Origin of the sequence: Lewinella sp. 4G2 (assembly GCF_001625015.1) — a bacterium.
In the GTDB taxonomy this organism is placed as follows: domain Bacteria; phylum Bacteroidota; class Bacteroidia; order Chitinophagales; family Saprospiraceae; genus Neolewinella.
In genome coordinates this window covers 4,071,511-4,090,438 of record NZ_LVWJ02000014.1, presented here as the reverse complement: position 1 = coordinate 4,090,438, position 18,928 = coordinate 4,071,511, and the positions used below count along the sequence as shown (strand labels likewise).

Below are 18,928 nucleotides of genomic sequence, written 5' to 3'. Positions count from 1 at the left end.
AGCCATACCCGTGCTTGGTCGCCAACTACCGGACGCCATTTAGCCGTCGGGACCGACTTATAAATCGTGGAACCGGACACAGAAAAAGAGCCGACCAGCATTGCTGATCGGCTCCGTTGTATAAGCGTGTTGAATATTAAATACTACTTGATGACCACCCGCTCCGTGAGGTTAAGCTGCCCGTCTGCCGTTTGGAAGCGGACGAGGTAGACGCCCGGCGTCAGGGTGGTGCCGGCGAGGTCCACGTGCATCCGGTTCAGGCCGGCGTACATGGGTAGGAAGGTGTTGTCGACGATCCGCCCGGTCATGTCCGATACGGTCATTACCACCCGGTCCTGAGCCGTGGGGAGGTTGAGTTCTACGGTGAAGTTGCCGTTGTTCGGGTTGGGGAATACGCTGAGTTGAGTTTCTCCCAATTCTCCCGTAGCGCCGTCGTTCAATTCAAGTTCAACGGTTCCCTGGTTGTTGGTGACGTAGACGAGGCGAACGTCATCCACCCACAGGGTACGGTTGTTAGGTACGTTCCAGTCCATCCGCTTGACGGTTCCGGGGTTCCCCAGCTGCGCCTTGGTGAAACTGAACTGCTTGAAGGAGTTGGTCGGCGTAAAGTTTCTCCATCCCTTCGCGGCGCTGTCGGTGGTTCTTACCCGGAACTTGGCGGTGTAGTTGGGGTTGTCCGTCCACTTGCGGGCCCAGAATTTGATGCTATTGAGGTTGTTCCCCGTCTTGCCCGAGTTGTGGCGGAAGGAAAGTGCACCCCAGCTTTTGCTGGATTGGAATTTGCAGGCATACTGGCCATTCTTTTTAATGCCGGCATCCTTCAGCGTGACGGTGCCTCCGTAGCTCCAGTTGTTCCAGCCGCTGGTGAAGCCATCGCGGTAGACCCAGTTGTTGGAAGTCGTGGTGCCGCCACCACCGCCGCCGCCACCGGTCCCCGTGGTGCCTTCGTAGCAACCCATCTCAACGGTGCCATTCTGTGGGCGACTCACGTTTTCGAGGTCGCGGCTGGACTTGAGGTCATTCTTGCCGGCGTTATTGCCCGGGCTGTCGCTTTTGAGGCGGAAGTACTGGTCGAAGTTATTGACGCTGCTGAAGCTACCGATGCTGGTTGTGGCGTTAGCAAACCGCGCGTAATCCTGGCTACCGCGGCCGGCCTTTTTGTCGCCGCCTTCTCCCCAACGGCTGTTGTTAGAAGGCATCCGAATATTGCCCACCAGCAGGTTATGCTGGCGATTCATGTAGCCAAAGCCGGGCGTATTGATGTACTCCAGCGCGGAACAAGCATTATCGTTCAACGAAACGGAAACGTTGTTGAATACCTTGAAGATGCCGGGGCTGTAAGTCACGGCAATATCCCCCGGCGTGCCAGAGTAGTTTTTCAGAATGCGGTTATTGTGCCAAGCCGTGTTGTGGCGGATGGTGGCATTGTCCACTTCGTAGACCTTGATGCCCGCGCCACCATTGTTGAAGACCAGGTTGTTCTCAATCAGGGTCTCCGCTTTGTAGGGAGGGTAGGGGCTGCTCTGGGTATTGTTGAAATCATCCAGGATGATACCGTTCCCGTCGGTCGGCTTGGAGAAGGTGCCCGCTCCTACGTCAAAGGGAAGATCACACTCATTCTCAAAGGCCACGTTGCGGCGGATGATGAGGTGGAAACCAGCATTGTTGTTCTTCTGATTCGGCTGGTAAATACTGATGCCGGAACAGTTGAAGCGGCTCTTCTTGGCGTTGTCCCGCGCCACGTTAGTTTGGATCGTTACGTAGTCACCTTCCCGGAAACTGATACCGCCGCAACCACAGTCGTGTACGTAGTTATTCTGGAAGACGACGTGGTCGGAAGTCCAGGCCTGGAGGCCCGTCCCCTGATTATTACTGGCGTTGGGGTTTTGCATCCCCAGGTCAAAGCCGTCCACGGTGATGTAATCGCTGTTCCGGATCTCGAAGACGCCGTACTGCGAGGAGGAGCGGACCTTGGCGCCCCAGCGGTTCTTGGATTTAATGACCGTCCGCCGGCTCGACGTGCCGTTCTTCTGATCAATGTAGACCTGGCTACTGACGTTGTAGGTGCCATTGCCGACAATGAGGATGTCTCCACCACTCATTTTGTCGACACCCTTTTGGATGGTCCTGACGGCGCCCCCAGGTGAATCGGAAAGGCCATTATTGTTGTCGTTGCCGTCCGTTCTGACGTAGTAGGTCGTCCCCGCTACGGCGGAAGCTTCGGAGCAGTCTTCGGTGAAGGTGAACCCGGCGGGAAGCACGGGAAGGTCCGTCGTTGCGGACAGTGAACCCATGAAAAGGGTAGCCAGCACCAGGGTGCTGAAGCGGGTAAAAAATCGCATGATCAGTATTCTTAAGTAAAGCGTGAAAGAAAAAGTCCGTGTAAGTATTCCAGTATGACTAAAGTAAAACCAGATTATATTTTATTCCACTCTCCGGACGAAATATACACGTGTAGGTACTGCTGAAATGAGCATATTATACCGTTTGACTAGGTTCTGCTTACATTCAACCGATTGCAATTTATTCGGTGGTTTTACCTCGCCCACGCTGTTCCTGCCTGCCAGAATATGTACTTAAGTGTAATTAAAAGCGCATCCTCCAATTGAGCTCGGTAGGGTGAGCCCATCCAGGGAGTAAGGAGGTTCGTCCGGACAGTTTGGGTGAGGTACGAGCCACGAACGTGGTACCTTTCGAGTATCACCCATTTCTACTCCTTGATGCGTACTCTCCAATTATTAGGTTCACTATTTACCCTCACCTGTTGCCTATTGACATGTGGTGGGGATGGACCCACCTCCACCGCACCCGCGGCAGCGCCCGGTCATGATGGCCCGAGTAATATTGTGTTCGTTTTGGTGGATGATCTTGGATGGATGGACCTTGGCGTGCAGGGAAATGAGTGGTACCCGACGCCAAACATCGACCGCCTTGCCGCGCGTGGTTTGCGCTTCACTGATGCCTACGCCGCCAGCCCGGTTTGCAGCCCCAGCCGCGCGGCCATGATGAGTGGAATCAGTGGTGCCCGGACCGGAATTACCGACTTCATCCCCGGCCACTGGCGGCCCTACGAGGAACTGACGGTGCCGACGAACCGCACCCAGTACCTGCCACCTGAGTACACGACCTACGCGGAAAGCCTGCAGGACGCCGGCTACGAGACGGCCTATTTCGGGAAGTGGCACCTCGGTTGGGGTGGGGAAACTTACCCGGGCAACCAGGGCTTTGACACCTTCCACGTACAGAAGGGATGGGGACACTTCGTGCCGCCGATTCACTTCGGGCCCACCTACCCGGAACAGGAAGAAGGCGATTACCTGACGGACCTGCTGACGGACATGACGGTCAACTTCATCACTGACAACCAGGACGACAAATTTGCCGTCGTTTGCAGCCATTTCGCCGTCCACGTACCCCTGGCCGCCCCCGATGAACTGGTGGACGCCGCCGGTAAACGCGCCCAACCCGAGGACCGGATCTACAACCCCACCTACGTGGCCATGGTGCAAAAGGTGGACGAAGGCGTGGGCCGCATCATGGACCACCTGGACAGTCTCGGCCTGACCGAAAAGACCTTGTTTGTCTTTGGCAGCGACAACGGCGGCCTCCGGCAGATCTTCAACAAGAGCAACGACGTACTGGCCACGGATAACGCCCCGCTCCGCGACGAGAAGGGTAGCATCTACGAAGGCGGCATCCGCGTACCCTTCATCCTTAGCCAGCCGGGGACCATCGCGGAGGGAACGGTTAGCCACGTGCCCACCACCGGCCTCGACCTGTACCCAACTTTTCTGGATGTTGCCCAGGCGCCAGCCATCGACTCCCTCGACGGTGAAAGCCTGCAACCCCTCTGGTTGAACGAGGACCACGGACTGGCCGACCGCACCGTATTCTTCCACTACCCACACTACCACCACGGTCGCCCGGCCGCGGCGATTCGTAGGGGGAATTATAAACTCATCAAGTACTTCGACCGGGCCGGGCCGGAACTGTACCAACTGGCGGATGACCTCGGGGAAACGACCAACCTCTACCAAGAAGAACCGGCGGTAGGCGAAAGCATGCTCATCGAACTGGAAAACTGGCTGGCCGAAACGAACGCCCCGGTACCCGTGCCCAACCCGGACTTCAACGAAGCCCGCCGCGCGGAGTGGGGGCCACGGCCGAAGAAGTAAGAAACCAATTGTCAGGGCACGCTACCGGGCTAAACTCACCCGGAGTACCTTTGCGGAATGAAGGACATCTTTGATCTGGTCGGCCGCATCCTGTTGAGCTTCCTCTTCTTTTTTGAAGCTTACGACTACGTCGCGTACGAACGACTCAACAAGGAAGCCATGACCATTTACGGCCTGACGTGGAACCAGGACTTCTTTCTCTACGGTACAATCTTCTTTCTAATCCTTGGGGCCATCTCCCTGTTGCTGGGCTACCGGATGCGGACCGGCGCGGTACTGCTGCTGATCTACTTCGTACCCCTGACCTTCATCGTCCACGACTTTTGGGACCTGCCTACCGACTCGGCCGACTACCGGCTCCAGAGTATCCTCTTCATGAAGAACATCGCCATCATTGGCGGACTACTGATTGCGGCCACCCACGTTTCCGGCAAGTACCGGCTGCGGCGGATCTTCGCGACGACCAAAGTTTAAGTACCTACGTCATCTCACGAGCATAAAAACCTTATAGACTGAGGGCAGCCTTTAGGCCCAGATCACCTCACCCCGCAGGCTGCTCCATTCGGGAAGTCGGTCCTGGTAAGCTTCGTGGACTTTCGTCCGCTTCACTTTGAGCGTGGGCGTGAGCAAACCATTCTCCACCGTAAAATCATCTGGGGTAACAACGATGGCCGCGATACGCTCGTGGCCGGCGAGGTCGGCGTTGACCGCGTCGAGGCGCTGGGAGATTAGGGCGTCAACGTCCTGCTTGTCCTTTGCCGCCCCGATTTCGCTGAGGGTAGCGAGGAGGATGGGCTGCGGTTGGCCGAGCCCCAGCAGGCAAACCTGCTCAATGTCGTTGATGCCGGCAAAGCGGTCCTCAATGGGTTGGGGAATCACGTATTCGCCCTTCGCCGTTTTAAAGGTATCCTTCACCCGGCCCGTAAGATAGAGGAAGCCGTCCTGATCGATCCGACCCTGATCACCCGTGTGTAACCAACCGTCGATGATGGTTTCCGCCGTCTTTTCGGGTGCCTTGTAGTAGCCTACCATAGTGTTGGCGGAGCGGACAAGTACCTCATTCGTCTCCGGGTCAATCTTACACTCCGTTCCCGGAAGGGTTTGGCCCACGCTGCCCGGCCGGTTTTGGTCGGCGTAGAGCATGTGGCCGACGGCGCCGTTCTCGGTCATCGCGTAGGCTTCGGAGATGGGGATGCCAATGCGGCCCCACCAATCCTTCATCTCCTGGCTGATGAAGGCGGCTCCGGACACGTTGCGGCGGCTCTTATCGAGGCCCAATCCGGTGCGGATCTTCCGCTTCACGTACCAACCAAGGACGGGGATCTTCAGCAATTTGTCCAACTTCTCCTGTGGCATTTTCTTCAGGACACCCTGGCGGAGTTTGGTCCAGATCCGGGGCACGGCGAAGAAGAAGGTAGGCCGCGCGTCCTTCAGGTTGGCGGCGAAGCGTTCGATGCTTTCCGTAAAGAAGATCTCGCCGCCGTGGGTGAGGGACATCAGTTCGATGGTGCCCCGCTCCGCCACGTGGTTCATCGGCAGGAAGCTGAAGTAGCGATTTTGGCCGGAGTAATCGTTTGCCAGTGGGTTTTCATCGTAGAGATTATCCATCAGCGCGATCTGGATCTGGTACGTTAGCATCACGCCCTTCGGCGTCCCCGTGGTGCCGGAGGTGAAGATGATCGTCCAAATATCATCCGGTTTGTTGATGGGCTTGGTCTGTAATTCTGGAGAGTTATGGATGATGTCCGTCCATTTCTTACCGCGTTTCACTTCGTCGTTCCCGTCGTACTTAGGGAAGGCGATGACGGGCATGTCCTCGGGTACGCCGCTCTTCATCTCGTCCCACACTTCGAGTTTACCGACGAAGAGCGCGTCGACGTCGCCCAGGTCCAGTACTTCGTTGATTTGGTCCGCGGTCAGGGTGGGGAAGAAGGGGACCGATACGTAACCCGCCATCATGATGGCGAGGTCAGCGATGATCCATTCCCGGCAGTTTTTGGAGACGAGGCCAATGTGGGCCTGCTCCCGCAGGTTTAGCGACTGTAGATAGTGGGCCATCTTTTTGGCCATCGAACCCACTTCCCCCCAGGTGTACGTTTCCCAATTTTCACCGAAGGGTTGGTGGAGGTAGGGCTTATTGGGGTTGGCGGCCTCTTTTTCGTAGAAGGCCTGCAGGCAAGTTTTGTCGTACATGGATCAGCTTTGCGCGTAAGGTAATAAAGTGTGACCGCCAATGCGCGTATTTAGGTGGGGCTTATCTTTGCTCGCCAACTATTTGGCTACGCTTCGATTTCATTGGGGAGATTCCGAAAGGGCCCCGCAGCACAACTTTAGCGCTACCCAAACTTGTTGGCTCGTTCCGTATTTGTCTTTATTTAAACCCATCAAACCATGATGTCACTGACTAATGGCCGCTACGAGATTGGCGGCGTCGATGCCCTTTCCATTGTAGACCAGTTCGAGGCACCCCTCTACGTTTACGATTCGGCGACGATGAAACGTCAGTACAAACGCATGGCCGAGGCCTTTAAGCAGGTCAAACGCCTCCGCATCAATTACGCTTGTAAGGCCCTAACCAACCTCAACGTACTCCGCATTTTTCGGGAGCTCGGGAGCGGTCTCGATACCGTTTCCATCCAGGAGGTGCAGCTCGGTCTGATGGCGGGTTTCGATCCCCACGATATCCTCTTCACGCCCAACTGCGTCAGCCTTGATGAGGTGGAAGAAGCCGCCGCTAAGGGCGTACGTCTCAACATCGATAATATCTCGATCCTCGAGCAATTCGGGGCCAAGCATCCGGATACGCCGGTTTGCATTCGCATCAACCCGCACATCATGGCGGGGGGGAATTCCAAGATCAGCGTTGGCCACATCGATTCCAAATTCGGCATCAGCATCCACCAGGTGCCCCACGTGCTGAAGGTGGTCAAAGCTCTCGGCATCACCGTCGAAGGACTGCACATGCACACCGGTTCTGACATCTACGACGCGGAGGTTTTCCTACGGGCGGTAGAGATCCTGCTCAATGCGGCCGGTGACTTCCCCGACCTGGACTACCTCGATTTCGGTTCCGGTTTTAAAGTCCCCTACAAGCCGGGCGGCATCGCTACGGACATTGAGGATCTTGGCGAAAAGCTCAGCGCGCGCTTCAACGAGTTCTGCGGCGAATACGGCCGGGAGCTGGAACTGATGTTCGAGCCCGGCAAGTTCCTCGTTAGCGAATCCGGTCATTTTTTGGTTCGCACCAACGTCGTGAAGACCACCACGGCTTCCGTGTTTGCCGGCGTCGATAGCGGCCTCAACCACCTCATCCGGCCCATGTTTTACGACGCCCACCACGAGATCACCAACGTAAGCAATCCCGACGGTAAGCCCCGCATCTACAGCATCGTCGGGTACATCTGCGAGACGGATACCTTCGGCGTCAACCGCCAGCTCGCCGAGGTGCGGGAGGGAGATATCCTCGCCATGGCCAACGCCGGCGCCTACAGCTTCATGATGGCCAGCAACTACAACAGTCGGTATCGCCCCGCCGAGGTACTCGTCTACGAAGGCCAGGCCCACCTCATTCGTGAGCGCGAAACGATGGAGGATCTGCTGCGTGGGCAAGTCGCCATCCCGAGCCTCGAGCGTAAGGAGATCACCGCCTGATGCACGTAACTGAACTATATCGCTACCCGGTCAAATCGCTGGGTGGCCAGTCCGTCCAATCTCTGCAGCCGCTTGGACGGGGTTTCGTTGACGACCGCCGCTGGATGTTCGCCGACGCATCCGGGCGCTTCATCAGCCAGCGTAACAACGTCCAGCTATCCGAATTCTCCGCAGAGCTGGTTGGCGATGAACTCACGTTCCGCCATCTACCGAGCAATGAGGTAGTGGGCGCTGTCGCAGGTGCCAGGTTGGGGACCAAAAGCACCGTCACCGTTTGGGACGATACCTTCCAAGCTACTGAAGTCAACTCCGATGCGATGTACGCCCTCACCAGAAAATTGGGGATCCCGGACGCCCGACTGATGTACATGCAGGACGACGACATCCGACCGGTCGACACCCGTTACGCGAAGGGGGAGGAGACCGTCTCCTTCGCCGATGGTTACCCCTACCTCATCACCAATACCGCCAGCCTCCGGGCCCTCGCCCACGAAATGGGGGAGGCTTCCCTCGACGTCCGGAGGTTCCGCCCGAACATCGTAGTCGATTCTCCAACCGCTTTTGCCGAGGATGCCTGGTTCAGACTTGAGATCGGTACCCACCAGTTTCGCTTGCCCAAACCCTGCGCTCGGTGCATCATGATCACCCATGAGCCCGGCACCCGCGGCCGCGACCTACGCGTGCTTGGCACCCTGAGCAACATGCGCAAAGTGGGGAACAAAATCCTGTTCGGAATGAACGCCTGCTGGGAAGGTGGCGATGGGTCGGTGGCCGTTGGCGATGAAGTGACCGTAACGGAAAATCACGCAAATACAGAAGGGTAGTAAAGGCTGATTTACCCGCTAGAACAAGCCGTGAAGTTTGGACTGTACCCGTTCGACCACGTAACCTAAATCCTCCGGCTTGTTAGCGAAATCCAGGTTATCGACGTCAATGATTAGGCTCTTGCCGGCATCGTAGGTCTTCATCCAATCCTCGTACCGCTGGTTGAGCTTTTTGAGGTAGTTGAGGCTCATGGCCCCTTCGTATTCACGGCCCCGATTCTGGATATGGGAGACGAGCGTGCCCGTTCCGGCGCGCAGGTAAATCAGTAGGTCGGGCGGGGAAATGCTCTGGCTCATTGTCTCGAAGAGCGAGGAGTAATTCTCGAAATCCCGCTTGGTAAGCATGCCCATATCGCGAAGGTTGGGCGCGAAAATAAAGGCATCCTCGTAGATGGTCCGGTCTTGGATCACCGTCCGTTCCCCCCGTTGGATCTCCATGATCTGGGCAAAACGATTGTGCAGGAAATAGACCTGGAGGTTAAAACTCCACCTTTCCATGTCTTCGTAGAAGTCCGCCAGGTAGGGGTTATCGTCCGCGCTTTCGTAGTGGACGTCCCAGCCAAAATGTTGCCCCAGCTTGGTACACAAAGTGGTTTTTCCGGCGCCGATATTGCCGGCGATGGCGATGTGTTTCATTTGTGCGATCATGGTAACGGAGGCTTGGTCGGGAATTCGGCCAAAGGTAATCTTTCGCGGCGAAGATTGGTGGCTACGGAACGGCTGAATACTAAGGCTATAAATACTACCTTTGCGGCCCATCCAAATAACCTAAAAATCTGATTGTTATGGCTACCAACCGCACCTTCACCATGATCAAGCCCGACGCCGTCAAGAACGGCCACATCGGCGCTATCCTCCAGCAGATCAACGCCGGTGGTTTCAAGATCGTCGCCATGAAGTACACTAAACTCAGCGCGGAAAAAGCTGGCGAATTTTACGCCGTCCACGCCGAGCGCCCTTTCTACGGTGAACTCGTCGAGTTCATGAGCAGCGGCCCCATCGTAGCGGCCGTCCTGGAAAAAGACAACGCCGTGGCCGACTTCCGTACCCTCATCGGAGCCACCAACCCCGCCGAAGCCGCCGAAGGCACCATTCGCAAGCAATTTGCCACCAGCATCGGTGAGAACGCCGTGCACGGTTCCGATAGCGACGAGAACGCCGACATCGAAAGCCAGTTCCACTTCGCCGGAACGGAGATCTTCGGCTAGGCCCGAAGGCAATTAATTTTACTGCGTCCGAAGGCACAAAAGCACGAACTGCGCAAGCAGCGCTTTTGTGCCTTCGCCGTTTTTGGCCACCCCTAAAGCCTGCTTCCCTTGAGCTCCATCCCCTCCTTCGCTGACCTGACCATCATGGTCATTGGAGACGTCATGATCGACCGCTACCTCGACGGCAAGGTGGACCGCATTAGCCCGGAAGCACCCGTGCCCGTGCTTGCCCTCGGGAAGGAAGATAACCGCCTCGGCGGGGCCGCCAACGTTGCCCTCAACCTGAAGGCGCTCGGCGCAACGGTACTGCTGGCCGGCATTGTGGGGGAAGACCCCAACGGACCTCTTCTCCGCCAATTGCTGCGCGACGCGGATCTGTCTGCCGATCTCATCATGGCCGACCCATCCCGGCCCACCACGGTAAAGACCCGCCTCACCGCCAACGGCCAGCAATTAATGCGCGTGGATCGGGAGGTAACGACCGACCTGGTCGGCGCCCCCCAAGAAGGCTTGCTTACCAAAATCCACCGGACGATTGATGCCGGTAACGTCGACCTGGTACTCTTCCAAGATTACAACAAGGGTGTCCTGTACTCTGAATTCACCCAGCGATTACTGGAATTGTGCCGCCAGCGGGACATCCCAACCGTAGTGGACCCCAAGAACAAGGGATTCTGGAGCTTCCAGCAATGCACGCTGTTCAAACCCAACCTGCGGGAAATCCAGCAGCAGGTAGAAATGGTAGTCAAACCTACCCTTAATTCTCTCGATCTGGTAGCGGACATCATTTTCGAAAAGCTCAGCTGTAAGTCGGTCATGATCACCCTCAGTGAGCACGGTATTTACGTCAATGACGGCAAAAAAAGCTCCCTCCACGCTACGGATGCCCGCGACGTAGCTGACGTCAGCGGCGCCGGCGATACCGTCATCAGCATCGCCGCGTGTGGTTTAGCCGCGGGGATGGCCTTGCCGGATATCGCTAAACTCGCCAATCGGGCCGGGGCCCAAGTCATTGCAAAACGTGGCGTTGTCGCCGTTGACCTTGCAGCATTGCGAGAGGCCTAGTCCTCTTTCTTCATTAATAACCAAGCTCCCCGATCGTCCTCGGTACTGATCGTGAACGTCGACCCGTAGGGCGGCGTCAACAATTCCGACCGCCGCGTCCCGAGGTAACCCACGACGGAAACCCGGATGGGCCGTTGGTCTTCCGTATCCAGTTGTACCGTAACGGAGCCCGGGCCGGCGAGGTAAACCAGGTAATTATTCAAGCTATCCTTTGCCGGGTAGGCCACCCCCGGTTCCCCGACGATGATTTCCGGTGCTGGGGTGAGGTTCCATAATTTGAAAGTCCGCTCAATCGACCGGATCGTCCGGATGCTGGAAAGGGCGACGCCACTTAGCCCGCTGCCAATGGGTTCGCGGGCGTGGCGCACGGCGGCGTGGCCAGCCAGGAGGGCTCGGTTAAATTGCGCCGTTCCGTCCACCACCGCCGGGTTAGCGCCGTGTCCCGTCAGTGCCGCAGCGTTGCGGGGATAGTCGGTTTGGCCATGACGCTCCAACAGCCACCGCCAGTGGGCTTGCCCCTCCAACCCGTACTGGTCCCGGCTGTCATCGGTGAAGAAAGGTCCGCGCTTATCCGCCCAGTCTTCACTTGAAAAAAGCGTGTCCTCAGGGCTAATGTCATCCAGCGGAGCGTACAGAATATTGCTATATCCCGCGGCTATTGCTGCGACCTGTTCCGCAAACGCCCGGGCAAAACCATCGGTCGCCAAACTATCCCGCTGGTACAATTCCCCCCGCCACCCTTCCAGCTGAACGACGTGATTGTAGCCGGCGGCCACCTCCAGTAGGTCCGCCAATCGCGCCCAGTAAATACTATCCGGCTCATCAAACACGAACCGTCGCGCCAACGAATCAACGGCAAATGGTGCCCGGTCCCGCTTTCCCCGCGAATGCAACGCGCAGCGTACGTAGTTCCCGCCAGCGTCCTTCAGTACCCCCAATTCCTCTATAAAAGTTGGGCTTTGAAACAGGTTATCATCCGTCCCCGCACCCAACAGCAGCACCGGTTCCTTACCCTCCCAAGCCCAGTATTGCCCGTTTTCTTCCCACGGCAGGATCGCCTTCCCGTGTCCCCGGTTCTGGGCGCTGTCGCCGGTGCAGGCGAAGAGGGCAAGTAATACCGTGGTGCCTAAAAAGAACGGAATACATCTCATGGGGAGAAGATGAGGCGGAAGGGTTTGGTGGCGGGTAAACTACTAAAACCGGCCGCTCCAGGAACCTCCCATTGTCGCTGCGCTCGGATGGCAGGCCGCCTGGAGAACCTCAAAACGGGGGACTACAGACTATAGACTACAGACTAAAAACTGTCAATCCACCTCATACTCCTTAATCTTGCGATACAGCGTCCGCTCACTGATCCCCAACTCCGCGGCAGCTTCTTTGCGGCGGCTGTTGTGCTTTTTCAGGGCCTTCTTGATGAGTTCCTTCTCGGCGTTGGCCAGGCTGAGATCTTCTTCCACAATCTCCGTTTGGGCGTAGGCGCGTTCCATTTCAGCATCCAGGATGATGGGGTCATCATCGTTGGGGCGGTTGAAGTTTTGGGGTGGGGGAGGAGGGGAGTGACGGACGTTCCGTTCCCGCGGGCTGCGTTGGGCAGCGTTCGTGAAGTCCTTTAGTCCGTATCCACCGTGATCGGATTCGGTATTGGCGGCGAAACGGTCGATGGCATCCGCGGCGGCGGGATACTGGCCGGGAAGGGACAAGCTACGCACCTGCGACATATCGGGGACGCGTAGGTCATTCGTCCGGATCAGCTCAGTGATGAGACTCTTGAGTTGGCTCATGTCCTCTTTCATGTCGAAGAGGACCTTGTAGAGAATTTCCCGTTCCTGCAGATTGGCCTGGCCATCGGCGGGCGCATCGCGTTGGAGGGCGGGGAGGTTACGCTTCATCAGCTGTGGCATCATCTCCGCCAAATCGACGGCAGTGAGATCCCTTTTCTCGGAGAGGATACTGATGCGCTCGGCGCTGTTCTTCAATTCCCGGATGTTACCAGGCCAGGTGTAGTTCTCCAGCAACCAGCGCGCTTCTTCGTCGACCTGGATGGGCTCGATGTTCTGCTTCTCCGCGAAGTTGTTGGCGAAGTAGCGGAAGAGTAGGTACACGTCTTCCGGTCGTTCCCGTAAAGAGGGTAGATCAATGGGAACTGTCGCTAATCGGTAGTACAGGTCCTCCCGGAATTTTCCGGCCTGAACGCGCTCCATCAATTTACGGTTGGTAGCGGCGACCACCCGTACGTCCGTCTTCAGGACGGTGCTGGAGCCCATGCGGATGAACTCACCGTTCTCCAGGATGCGGAGCAGGTAACTTTGGGTTTCCAGTGGCATTTCCCCAATCTCGTCGAGGAAGATGGTGCCTCCATTTAGGGTCTCGAAGTATCCTTTACGGTCGGCGCGGGCGTCAGTGTAGGCGCCCTTTTCGTGTCCGAATAATTCAGAGTTGATGGTGCCCGGAGGTAGGGCTCCACAGTTTATGGCGATAAAACCCGCGTGCTTCCGGGGGGAATTGTCGTGGATGATCCGCGACATCACTTCCTTGCCCACACCAGACTCACCCGTGATGAGTACGGATAGGTCCGTGCTTGCTACGCGCAGGGCGGTTTGCAGGGCATTGTCAAGCGCTGGAGAACGCCCAACGATGCCATACCTTCTTTTAACGGTATCGATCTTAGCCATTCGTGCGCGTGCTTCCGGGTTGAACTTCGTAACCAAATAGGGTGGCGCTGGTGCTGTCGGTGATGGTCACCAAAGCGTAGTCGCCGGGCTGGTGCTGGCCAACCTTTGGGAAGATGACCATCCGGTTCTGAGTGGTCCGCCCTTTCCAGTCCTGGTCCGACTTTTTAGAGTCGCCTTCGATGAGTACCCGGAAGGTTTTTCCTACTTCCGCGGCGTTCAGCTCCCGGCTGATGTTAGTTTGTAGTTCAATCACCTCCGTGAGGCGACGCTTCTTGACGGCCAGCGGGATGTCGTCCTCAAACTTACGGGCGGCCGGAGTACCGGGGCGCTCGCTGTAGAAGAACATGTAACTCATACTGTAGCGGGCGAATTCCACCATGCTGAGCGTTTCCTGGTGCTCCTCCTCGGTCTCGGTACAGAAGCCGGTGATGATGTCTGAAGAAATGGCGCAGTCGGGCATGATCTCGTAGATGCGGTTGACCTTTTCGATGTACCACTCCCGCGTGTAGGTGCGGTTCATCAGTTCAAGGACGCGGGTATTGCCGGACTGTACCGGCAGGTGGATGTACTTACAGACGTTCTCGTGATCGCGCATGGCGTAGAGCACGTCGTCCGTGATGTCCTTGGGGTGGCTGGTGCTGAAGCGGATGCGGAGATCAGGGTCAACGGCGGCCGTCATGGTGAGCAACTGAGCGAAGTTGACGACTTCACCGCTTTCGGGATTTTCCCACTTGTAGCTGTCTACGTTTTGGCCCAGGAGGGTTACTTCCCGGAATCCTTTATCAAACAGATCGGTCGCTTCGGCTACGATGCTGAATGCGGAGCGGCTCCGTTCCCGGCCCCGGGTGAAGGGCACAACGCAGAAGGAGCACATATTGTCGCAACCACGCATGATGGAGATGAAAGCCGTTACACCGTTAGACTGTAAGCGTACCGGACTAATGTCGGCGTAAGTCTCTTCGCGGCTCAGGAAGACATTCACGCCCTTTTCACCTTCCTCTGCGCCGGCTACTAGGCTGGGAAGATCCCGGTAAGCATCGGGACCGACGACGATGTCGACCAACTTCTCTTCCTCGAGGAACTTCGATTTCAGGCGCTCCGCCATGCAACCGAGGACACCGATCATGGTGCCTGGTTTGCGTTGCTTAACCTTGTCAAATACGCGCAGGCGTTTGCGTACCGTTTCCTCCGCCTTTTCGCGAATGGAGCAGGTGTTGACCAGAATGAGGTCAGCCGCTTCCATATCACGCGTCGGGCCGTAGCCGGCTTCACCGAGGATGGAGGCGACGATCTCGGAATCGCTAAAGTTCATTTGGCAACCGTAGCTCTCGATGTAGAACTGTTTGGTACCGGGCTGAACGGGGGCGAATTCACTTCCGAAAACTTCACCTTGCTTGGCTTCGTCGACTACTTTCGGAAGGTCCTTAATGGTAGGGTTGTCATTGTACATATGCACGCGGCGTGGGGGCCGATTAGGGGTGCAAAGATACGGCGCCGGTCTGACAAAATGGCGCGAAAATTAAAAGTGCTAAGAATTGGAAAGGTCTATCTATTACCCACGTTGACAGTACGCACGGAGCTACTGTAGCCAGCAAAGACGCCGTATCCGGAGGTCACGTTCGTGTAGGTGTTGACCCGCGGTTCCAGGATGCCGGTAAATACCTGGCCTTCTGACTGGAGGTTCTTTTGAAAGAGGAAATAGGGCTCGGAGACAGTCCGAAGTTCCGCAATAATGCTGCCCAAAATTTCCTTCGAAGGATCGATGACACTCTGTAAGCGAATCGCCACGCCATCTTCCATTGGTTTATCCTGAATGAGGACGCTTGCCTGGCCACCAATGGGCGGCGTCGTACCCAGAAACATACCGGGAGGTTGCACGGATTTCAGGACCATTGGGTAGAAGGTTGTATCACCATCGGTACTGACGCGGTAGGGAATTACCTCTTGGCTTATGCGCAAGTCGTAGTAGTTGGTGGCGTCCTCTGGGTCAGCGTAGTCAACTACCAACTCGTAGTCGTAGACTTGTGTGGTCAGCATATCCATCGTGCTCAGGTCAGCGAGGGAAATAGAGGTGATCTCTACGCTGGTGGGAATCTTACTTTCCGCGGAGACGGGAGTAAATCCGTCGGCGGAAGCATGGATGGTATAAACGTGCCCGATAATGGGGTGGAAGTTCGTCGTTTGGTAAAAGCCGGGTTTACCATCACCACTCTTTACGTATTCTAATTCTTCGATCACTTCGGTTCCTTCGAAAAGGACTACCTGAGCGCCCTTTACGTCGGAAAGGTTGATCTCACCCGTAACGGGTTGGGTGGCGGTGAGCTGGACCGTCACCGGATGGTTCGGAGCCAATTTTGCCGAGATCACCAACTTGCTTTCTACGATCTCAAACGGACTTTCAATCACCTCTTCGCAACCCATCATCCACGGCACCAGCGCCAGCGCCGCTAAAAAGCGGAACGCAAACCGGTGTGCGAATAGAAGATCGGACATGTTGAAGTGGTCTAGTCGGTTGAGTTGTAATAAGTTGCTACTGAATTCTCTACCGGGCAACTTTCCTGCAATTTAGGGAAAAAAGCTTACTTGCCGAAACGTAAGCCCGCCTACATTTAACGGGCAATTCCGGCGTGCCCAAATCGAATGCGGTAGGAGAAAGTCGGCGTTATCGGAGCCAGGTACACTTGCACGAAGTCGCGATTGGCAATCAACTGATCGTCGCGGGACGAGTACGTGGTCTGAATATCGTAGTAGATCGGGTTGTGGCGGCTATACAAATTATAGACCCCTAGACTGATCGTATGCTCCGCTTTGCTGCTCCGGTCCAGGTCACCCAAAGTGAATCGCGCGTTGAGATCTAGCCGGTGGTTGGCGGGGAGGCGTACGCCATTTAGGTCTTTGATGAGGGCGATGGTCTGCGCCTGCCCGTCAGTGGTCAGCGTGGCTGGATTGGTGAGTAGGAAGGATTCTTCACTCAGACTGTAATTAGCGCCGGAACCAAACCGCCAGGTAGCGGCCAGTGAAACTCTGGGGCTCGGGCTGTACATCGCAACAAACTTGACGGCGTGCGTCCGCCCGTAGCGAAAATCGAAGGCCCGTCCGAGGTTCACCTCCTCGTCAAACTGGCGACGGCTCTGGCTGAGTACGTAACTGAACCAACCGCGCAGTTTCGGCGAGGAGTGGCTGAGGGTAAATTCCGCCCCGCGGGCAAAACCACTACCCGTGCTCAACGCATTTGCCCACCCTGATTCACCGCTGCTTTCGGAAAAGAAAACCAGATCACTGAGGTCACGGTAATAAACCGCTGATTCAATATCCCACGCCTTATTCAATTGATACTGGTAATTGAAGCTGACCTGCCGGCTGCGCGAAGGCCGCAAACCAGCCGTAGCCGGCACCCAGATATCCGTAGGCAATCCAATAACGGTGCTACTCACCAGATGTACGGACTGCACCGTCTCGTCGTAAGCCGCCCGCCACGTGGACCTAGTCCCAAGCCGGCCGGCCACGAGCAAACGGGGGCTCACGTTGAAGTAATTGGTCATGTTCTGCCAAAGCTGCCCCCGCAAGCCTACGCGGTAACTTAGACCAGCCACCTTGCCCGTCAGACTGACGTACCCACTGGTCTCAATCGGTGTCATAGTTTGCGACTCCTCTAACGAGGCAATGCGCGGATGAAAGGAAAGTGGAACCCGCCCGGAAGCCAGCTGAGGCGTAAAGGAATGGCGGTTCGCTTCCACCCCGAAACGAAGTTCATCGCCATTGGAGCGATTGTACTGACCATCAAACGCGATACCCACCTGGGTGATGTCCGAACCGTACCGCCCACTAAAGATGTCGCCCGAATTGATGCCCGACGTTACTTCGTTCAGACTGTCCGAACGCTCGTAGGCCGCCCGCACGGTGAGGTCGGATACGTGAGCGCGGAAGTTGCCAAAGAACTGACGATTGAACACGTAGTTGTAGCGGACGGCCCCAACGGAGTTGGCCCAGCGAACGTCTTCGTACCGACGGCGCGGCGCGGCGTAGCGAAATTCAGTACCAGCCGGATTCCTGACCTCCACGGTATCGGTCGAGGTAGCCTGATTAGCGTAGTCATCAACTCCCCGGAACAGACTGATGTAGAGGCGGCCCTTTTCTCCGATCTGCTGGTTCAGCTTAAGGTTGAAATCGTAAACCTGGTAGTTGATCCGTCCGTCCCGGCCAAGGTCTTCCTTGTAGGTTTCACTTAGTTGGCGCAAGACTTCCCCCGTCCAGAAGTACCGGCCCGTCAGAAGGTAGGAACTCCTGCCAGTGCTGATCGGGCCTTCACTCGTCAGGTGAGCGGCGAGCATACTGGTGCCCGTGCTGGTCCGCGCTTCGTACAGGTGGCCGTCGCGGGTGTGTACGTCCAGAACCCCACCGATCCGCCCACCGAAGCGTGTCGGGATCCCGTCGCGGTACAGATCGACTCGCTTGATGGCCTCGTTCGAAAAGATGCTGAAAAGTCCGGCGGCGTGGTTAAGGTTGTAGAGGGGCACGCCATCGAGCAGGACCAGGTTGTGGCCACTTTCGCTGCCACGGATGAAGAGGCCGCCAACTCCGTCGGCACCGGATTCAACCCCGGGGAGTAGGCGGGCAATCCGTAAGGGGTCCGTTTCTCCGCCGGGGCCACCGACGCGGTCGACTTCTTCGGCTCCGATGCTGGAACGGGTGTCCGTCAGCGGTCCGGAGCCGGTCTCCGTGCTGGAGGCGCGGATGATGACGGCGGGAAGATCCCGGTCGGGCCTCAGGGAAAAGTTGATGGTGGAGTCCGTACGGAGCAGGACTTCCATTTGTTGAGCTTCGTACCCAAGGTAGCTGGCCCGGAAGGTCCGGCGACCACCATTGGTGGGGAGGGAGTAGAATCCGTATTCGTTGGAAACCGTCCCCCTTAGTTCATCCGGTAGCTGAATGGAAGCACCGATCAGCCGTTCGCCCGTTTCGGCGTCGGTGACCACGCCGTAGAGATTGATCATCCGGGTGGGGAGATCGGGGTCGGGGTAGATGAGGTAGCCAGCGGCGTTTTGCTCGTAGGTCAGTTCCGTATCCGCCAGGAGAAAACTGAGCCAGGCCCCCAAACTTCTTTTGCCTCCGGGAACCCGAATGGCTAACTGTGGTATTTGGTCCGGCCGGTAACTCAAATTAGCTCCGCCGGCCCTTAGTTTGATGAGGGCCTTTTCGATGGGCATCGTCCGGCGGGGGAGGGGGAAGTCCTTTTGCTCGGTCCTTGCATCCACCTGCGCCAGCGCCCCCGAGAAGGAGCAGGATAGCAGCAGGAGCAATGGAAGCAGGAAGCGCATGGTGACGGACTATAG

14 protein-coding genes are annotated in these 18,928 nt (G+C 56.9%); 6 read left to right on the top strand and 8 right to left on the bottom strand.

Going from position 1 to position 18,928, the window contains the following annotated elements; translation table 11 throughout:
* Positions 1-143 precede the first annotated feature (143 nt).
* On the bottom strand, positions 144-2,342 hold the full coding sequence (locus tag A3850_RS16725; RefSeq protein ID WP_068219136.1) for a T9SS type A sorting domain-containing protein: 2,199 nt from the start codon (positions 2,340-2,342) through the stop codon (positions 144-146).
* Positions 2,343-2,720: 378 nt separating this feature from the next.
* On the opposite strand from A3850_RS16725, the gene A3850_RS16720 reads away from it, so the two are divergent.
* Both A3850_RS16720 and A3850_RS16715 read left to right on the top strand, forming a co-directional pair.
* Complete coding sequence (locus A3850_RS16720) at positions 2,721-4,175, top strand: sulfatase (protein WP_082921881.1); 1,455 nt, start codon at positions 2,721-2,723, stop codon at positions 4,173-4,175.
* Positions 4,176-4,232: 57 nt separating this feature from the next.
* Entirely contained in the window at positions 4,233-4,649 is a 417-nt protein-coding gene (locus tag A3850_RS16715) for a DoxX family protein (protein ID WP_068219133.1), read from the top strand.
* A gap of 51 nt (positions 4,650-4,700) precedes the next feature.
* Here the strand turns inward: A3850_RS16715 and A3850_RS16710 are convergent, their stop codons facing one another.
* Positions 4,701-6,368 (bottom strand): AMP-binding protein, encoded by a 1,668-nt coding sequence (locus A3850_RS16710; protein ID WP_068219130.1) that lies wholly within the window; start codon positions 6,366-6,368, stop codon positions 4,701-4,703.
* Positions 6,369-6,569: 201 nt separating this feature from the next.
* On the opposite strand from A3850_RS16710, the gene lysA reads away from it, so the two are divergent.
* Together lysA and A3850_RS16700 are read left to right on the top strand one after the other, a co-directional pair.
* Positions 6,570-7,826: a diaminopimelate decarboxylase gene (gene lysA, locus A3850_RS16705; protein ID WP_068219126.1), complete on the top strand. Its 1,257-nt coding sequence runs from the start codon at positions 6,570-6,572 to the stop codon at positions 7,824-7,826.
* Positions 7,826-8,650: an MOSC domain-containing protein gene (locus tag A3850_RS16700; RefSeq protein WP_068219124.1), complete on the top strand. Its 825-nt coding sequence runs from the start codon at positions 7,826-7,828 to the stop codon at positions 8,648-8,650. The genes lysA and A3850_RS16700 overlap by 1 nt, the downstream gene beginning before the upstream one ends.
* 18 nt (positions 8,651-8,668) lie before the next feature.
* On the opposite strand, the gene A3850_RS16695 is transcribed toward A3850_RS16700, so the two are convergent.
* Positions 8,669-9,298 (bottom strand): deoxynucleoside kinase, encoded by a 630-nt coding sequence (locus tag A3850_RS16695; protein ID WP_082921880.1) that lies wholly within the window; start codon positions 9,296-9,298, stop codon positions 8,669-8,671.
* 137 nt (positions 9,299-9,435) lie between these two features.
* On the opposite strand from A3850_RS16695, the gene A3850_RS16690 reads away from it, so the two are divergent.
* Together A3850_RS16690 and A3850_RS16685 are read left to right on the top strand one after the other, a co-directional pair.
* Positions 9,436-9,858, top strand: a complete 423-nt coding sequence (locus A3850_RS16690) for a nucleoside-diphosphate kinase (RefSeq protein ID WP_068219122.1) — start codon at positions 9,436-9,438, stop codon at positions 9,856-9,858.
* Between the two features lie 108 nt (positions 9,859-9,966).
* Complete coding sequence (locus A3850_RS16685) at positions 9,967-10,923, top strand: bifunctional heptose 7-phosphate kinase/heptose 1-phosphate adenyltransferase (protein ID WP_231915343.1); 957 nt, start codon at positions 9,967-9,969, stop codon at positions 10,921-10,923.
* Here the strand turns inward: A3850_RS16685 and A3850_RS16680 are convergent.
* The 5 genes from A3850_RS16680 to A3850_RS16660 form a co-directional block, all read right to left on the bottom strand.
* Positions 10,920-12,074: a hypothetical protein gene (locus tag A3850_RS16680; RefSeq protein WP_068219120.1), complete on the bottom strand. Its 1,155-nt coding sequence runs from the start codon at positions 12,072-12,074 to the stop codon at positions 10,920-10,922. The two genes, A3850_RS16685 and A3850_RS16680, sit on opposite strands and share 4 nt — an antisense overlap.
* 153 nt (positions 12,075-12,227) lie before the next feature.
* Positions 12,228-13,595: a sigma-54-dependent Fis family transcriptional regulator gene (locus tag A3850_RS16675; protein ID WP_068219116.1), complete on the bottom strand. Its 1,368-nt coding sequence runs from the start codon at positions 13,593-13,595 to the stop codon at positions 12,228-12,230.
* Positions 13,588-15,045: a tRNA (N6-isopentenyl adenosine(37)-C2)-methylthiotransferase MiaB gene (gene miaB, locus A3850_RS16670; protein ID WP_068219113.1), complete on the bottom strand. Its 1,458-nt coding sequence runs from the start codon at positions 15,043-15,045 to the stop codon at positions 13,588-13,590. Before miaB ends, A3850_RS16675 begins: the two co-directional genes overlap by 8 nt.
* A 95-nt stretch (positions 15,046-15,140) precedes the next feature.
* On the bottom strand, positions 15,141-16,088 hold the full coding sequence (locus A3850_RS16665) for a DUF4249 domain-containing protein (protein ID WP_068219110.1): 948 nt from the start codon (positions 16,086-16,088) through the stop codon (positions 15,141-15,143).
* 116 nt (positions 16,089-16,204) lie between these two features.
* Positions 16,205-18,913 (bottom strand): TonB-dependent receptor, encoded by a 2,709-nt coding sequence (locus tag A3850_RS16660; RefSeq protein WP_068219107.1) that lies wholly within the window; start codon positions 18,911-18,913, stop codon positions 16,205-16,207.
* Positions 18,914-18,928 lie beyond the last annotated feature (15 nt).

Bases quoted from the DNA above. Each gene is read 5' to 3' on its own strand.
- A3850_RS16675 (WP_068219116.1), bottom strand. From the start codon at position 13,595: ATGGCTAAGATCGATACCGTTAAAAGAAGGTATGGCATCGTTGGGCGT.
- A3850_RS16665 (WP_068219110.1), bottom strand. From the start codon at position 16,088: ATGTCCGATCTTCTATTCGCACACCGGTTTGCGTTCCGCTTTTTAGCG.
- A3850_RS16680 (WP_068219120.1), bottom strand. From the start codon at position 12,074: ATGAGATGTATTCCGTTCTTTTTAGGCACCACGGTATTACTTGCCCTC.
- A3850_RS16690 (WP_068219122.1), top strand. From the start codon at position 9,436: ATGGCTACCAACCGCACCTTCACCATGATCAAGCCCGACGCCGTCAAG.
- A3850_RS16660 (WP_068219107.1), bottom strand. From the start codon at position 18,913: ATGCGCTTCCTGCTTCCATTGCTCCTGCTGCTATCCTGCTCCTTCTCG.
- A3850_RS16715 (WP_068219133.1), top strand. From the start codon at position 4,233: ATGAAGGACATCTTTGATCTGGTCGGCCGCATCCTGTTGAGCTTCCTC.
- A3850_RS16720 (WP_082921881.1), top strand. From the start codon at position 2,721: ATGCGTACTCTCCAATTATTAGGTTCACTATTTACCCTCACCTGTTGC.
- miaB (WP_068219113.1), bottom strand. From the start codon at position 15,045: ATGTACAATGACAACCCTACCATTAAGGACCTTCCGAAAGTAGTCGAC.
- lysA (WP_068219126.1), top strand. From the start codon at position 6,570: ATGTCACTGACTAATGGCCGCTACGAGATTGGCGGCGTCGATGCCCTT.
- A3850_RS16710 (WP_068219130.1), bottom strand. From the start codon at position 6,368: ATGTACGACAAAACTTGCCTGCAGGCCTTCTACGAAAAAGAGGCCGCC.
- A3850_RS16695 (WP_082921880.1), bottom strand. From the start codon at position 9,298: ATGATCGCACAAATGAAACACATCGCCATCGCCGGCAATATCGGCGCC.
- A3850_RS16725 (WP_068219136.1), bottom strand. From the start codon at position 2,342: ATGCGATTTTTTACCCGCTTCAGCACCCTGGTGCTGGCTACCCTTTTC.
- A3850_RS16700 (WP_068219124.1), top strand. From the start codon at position 7,826: ATGCACGTAACTGAACTATATCGCTACCCGGTCAAATCGCTGGGTGGC.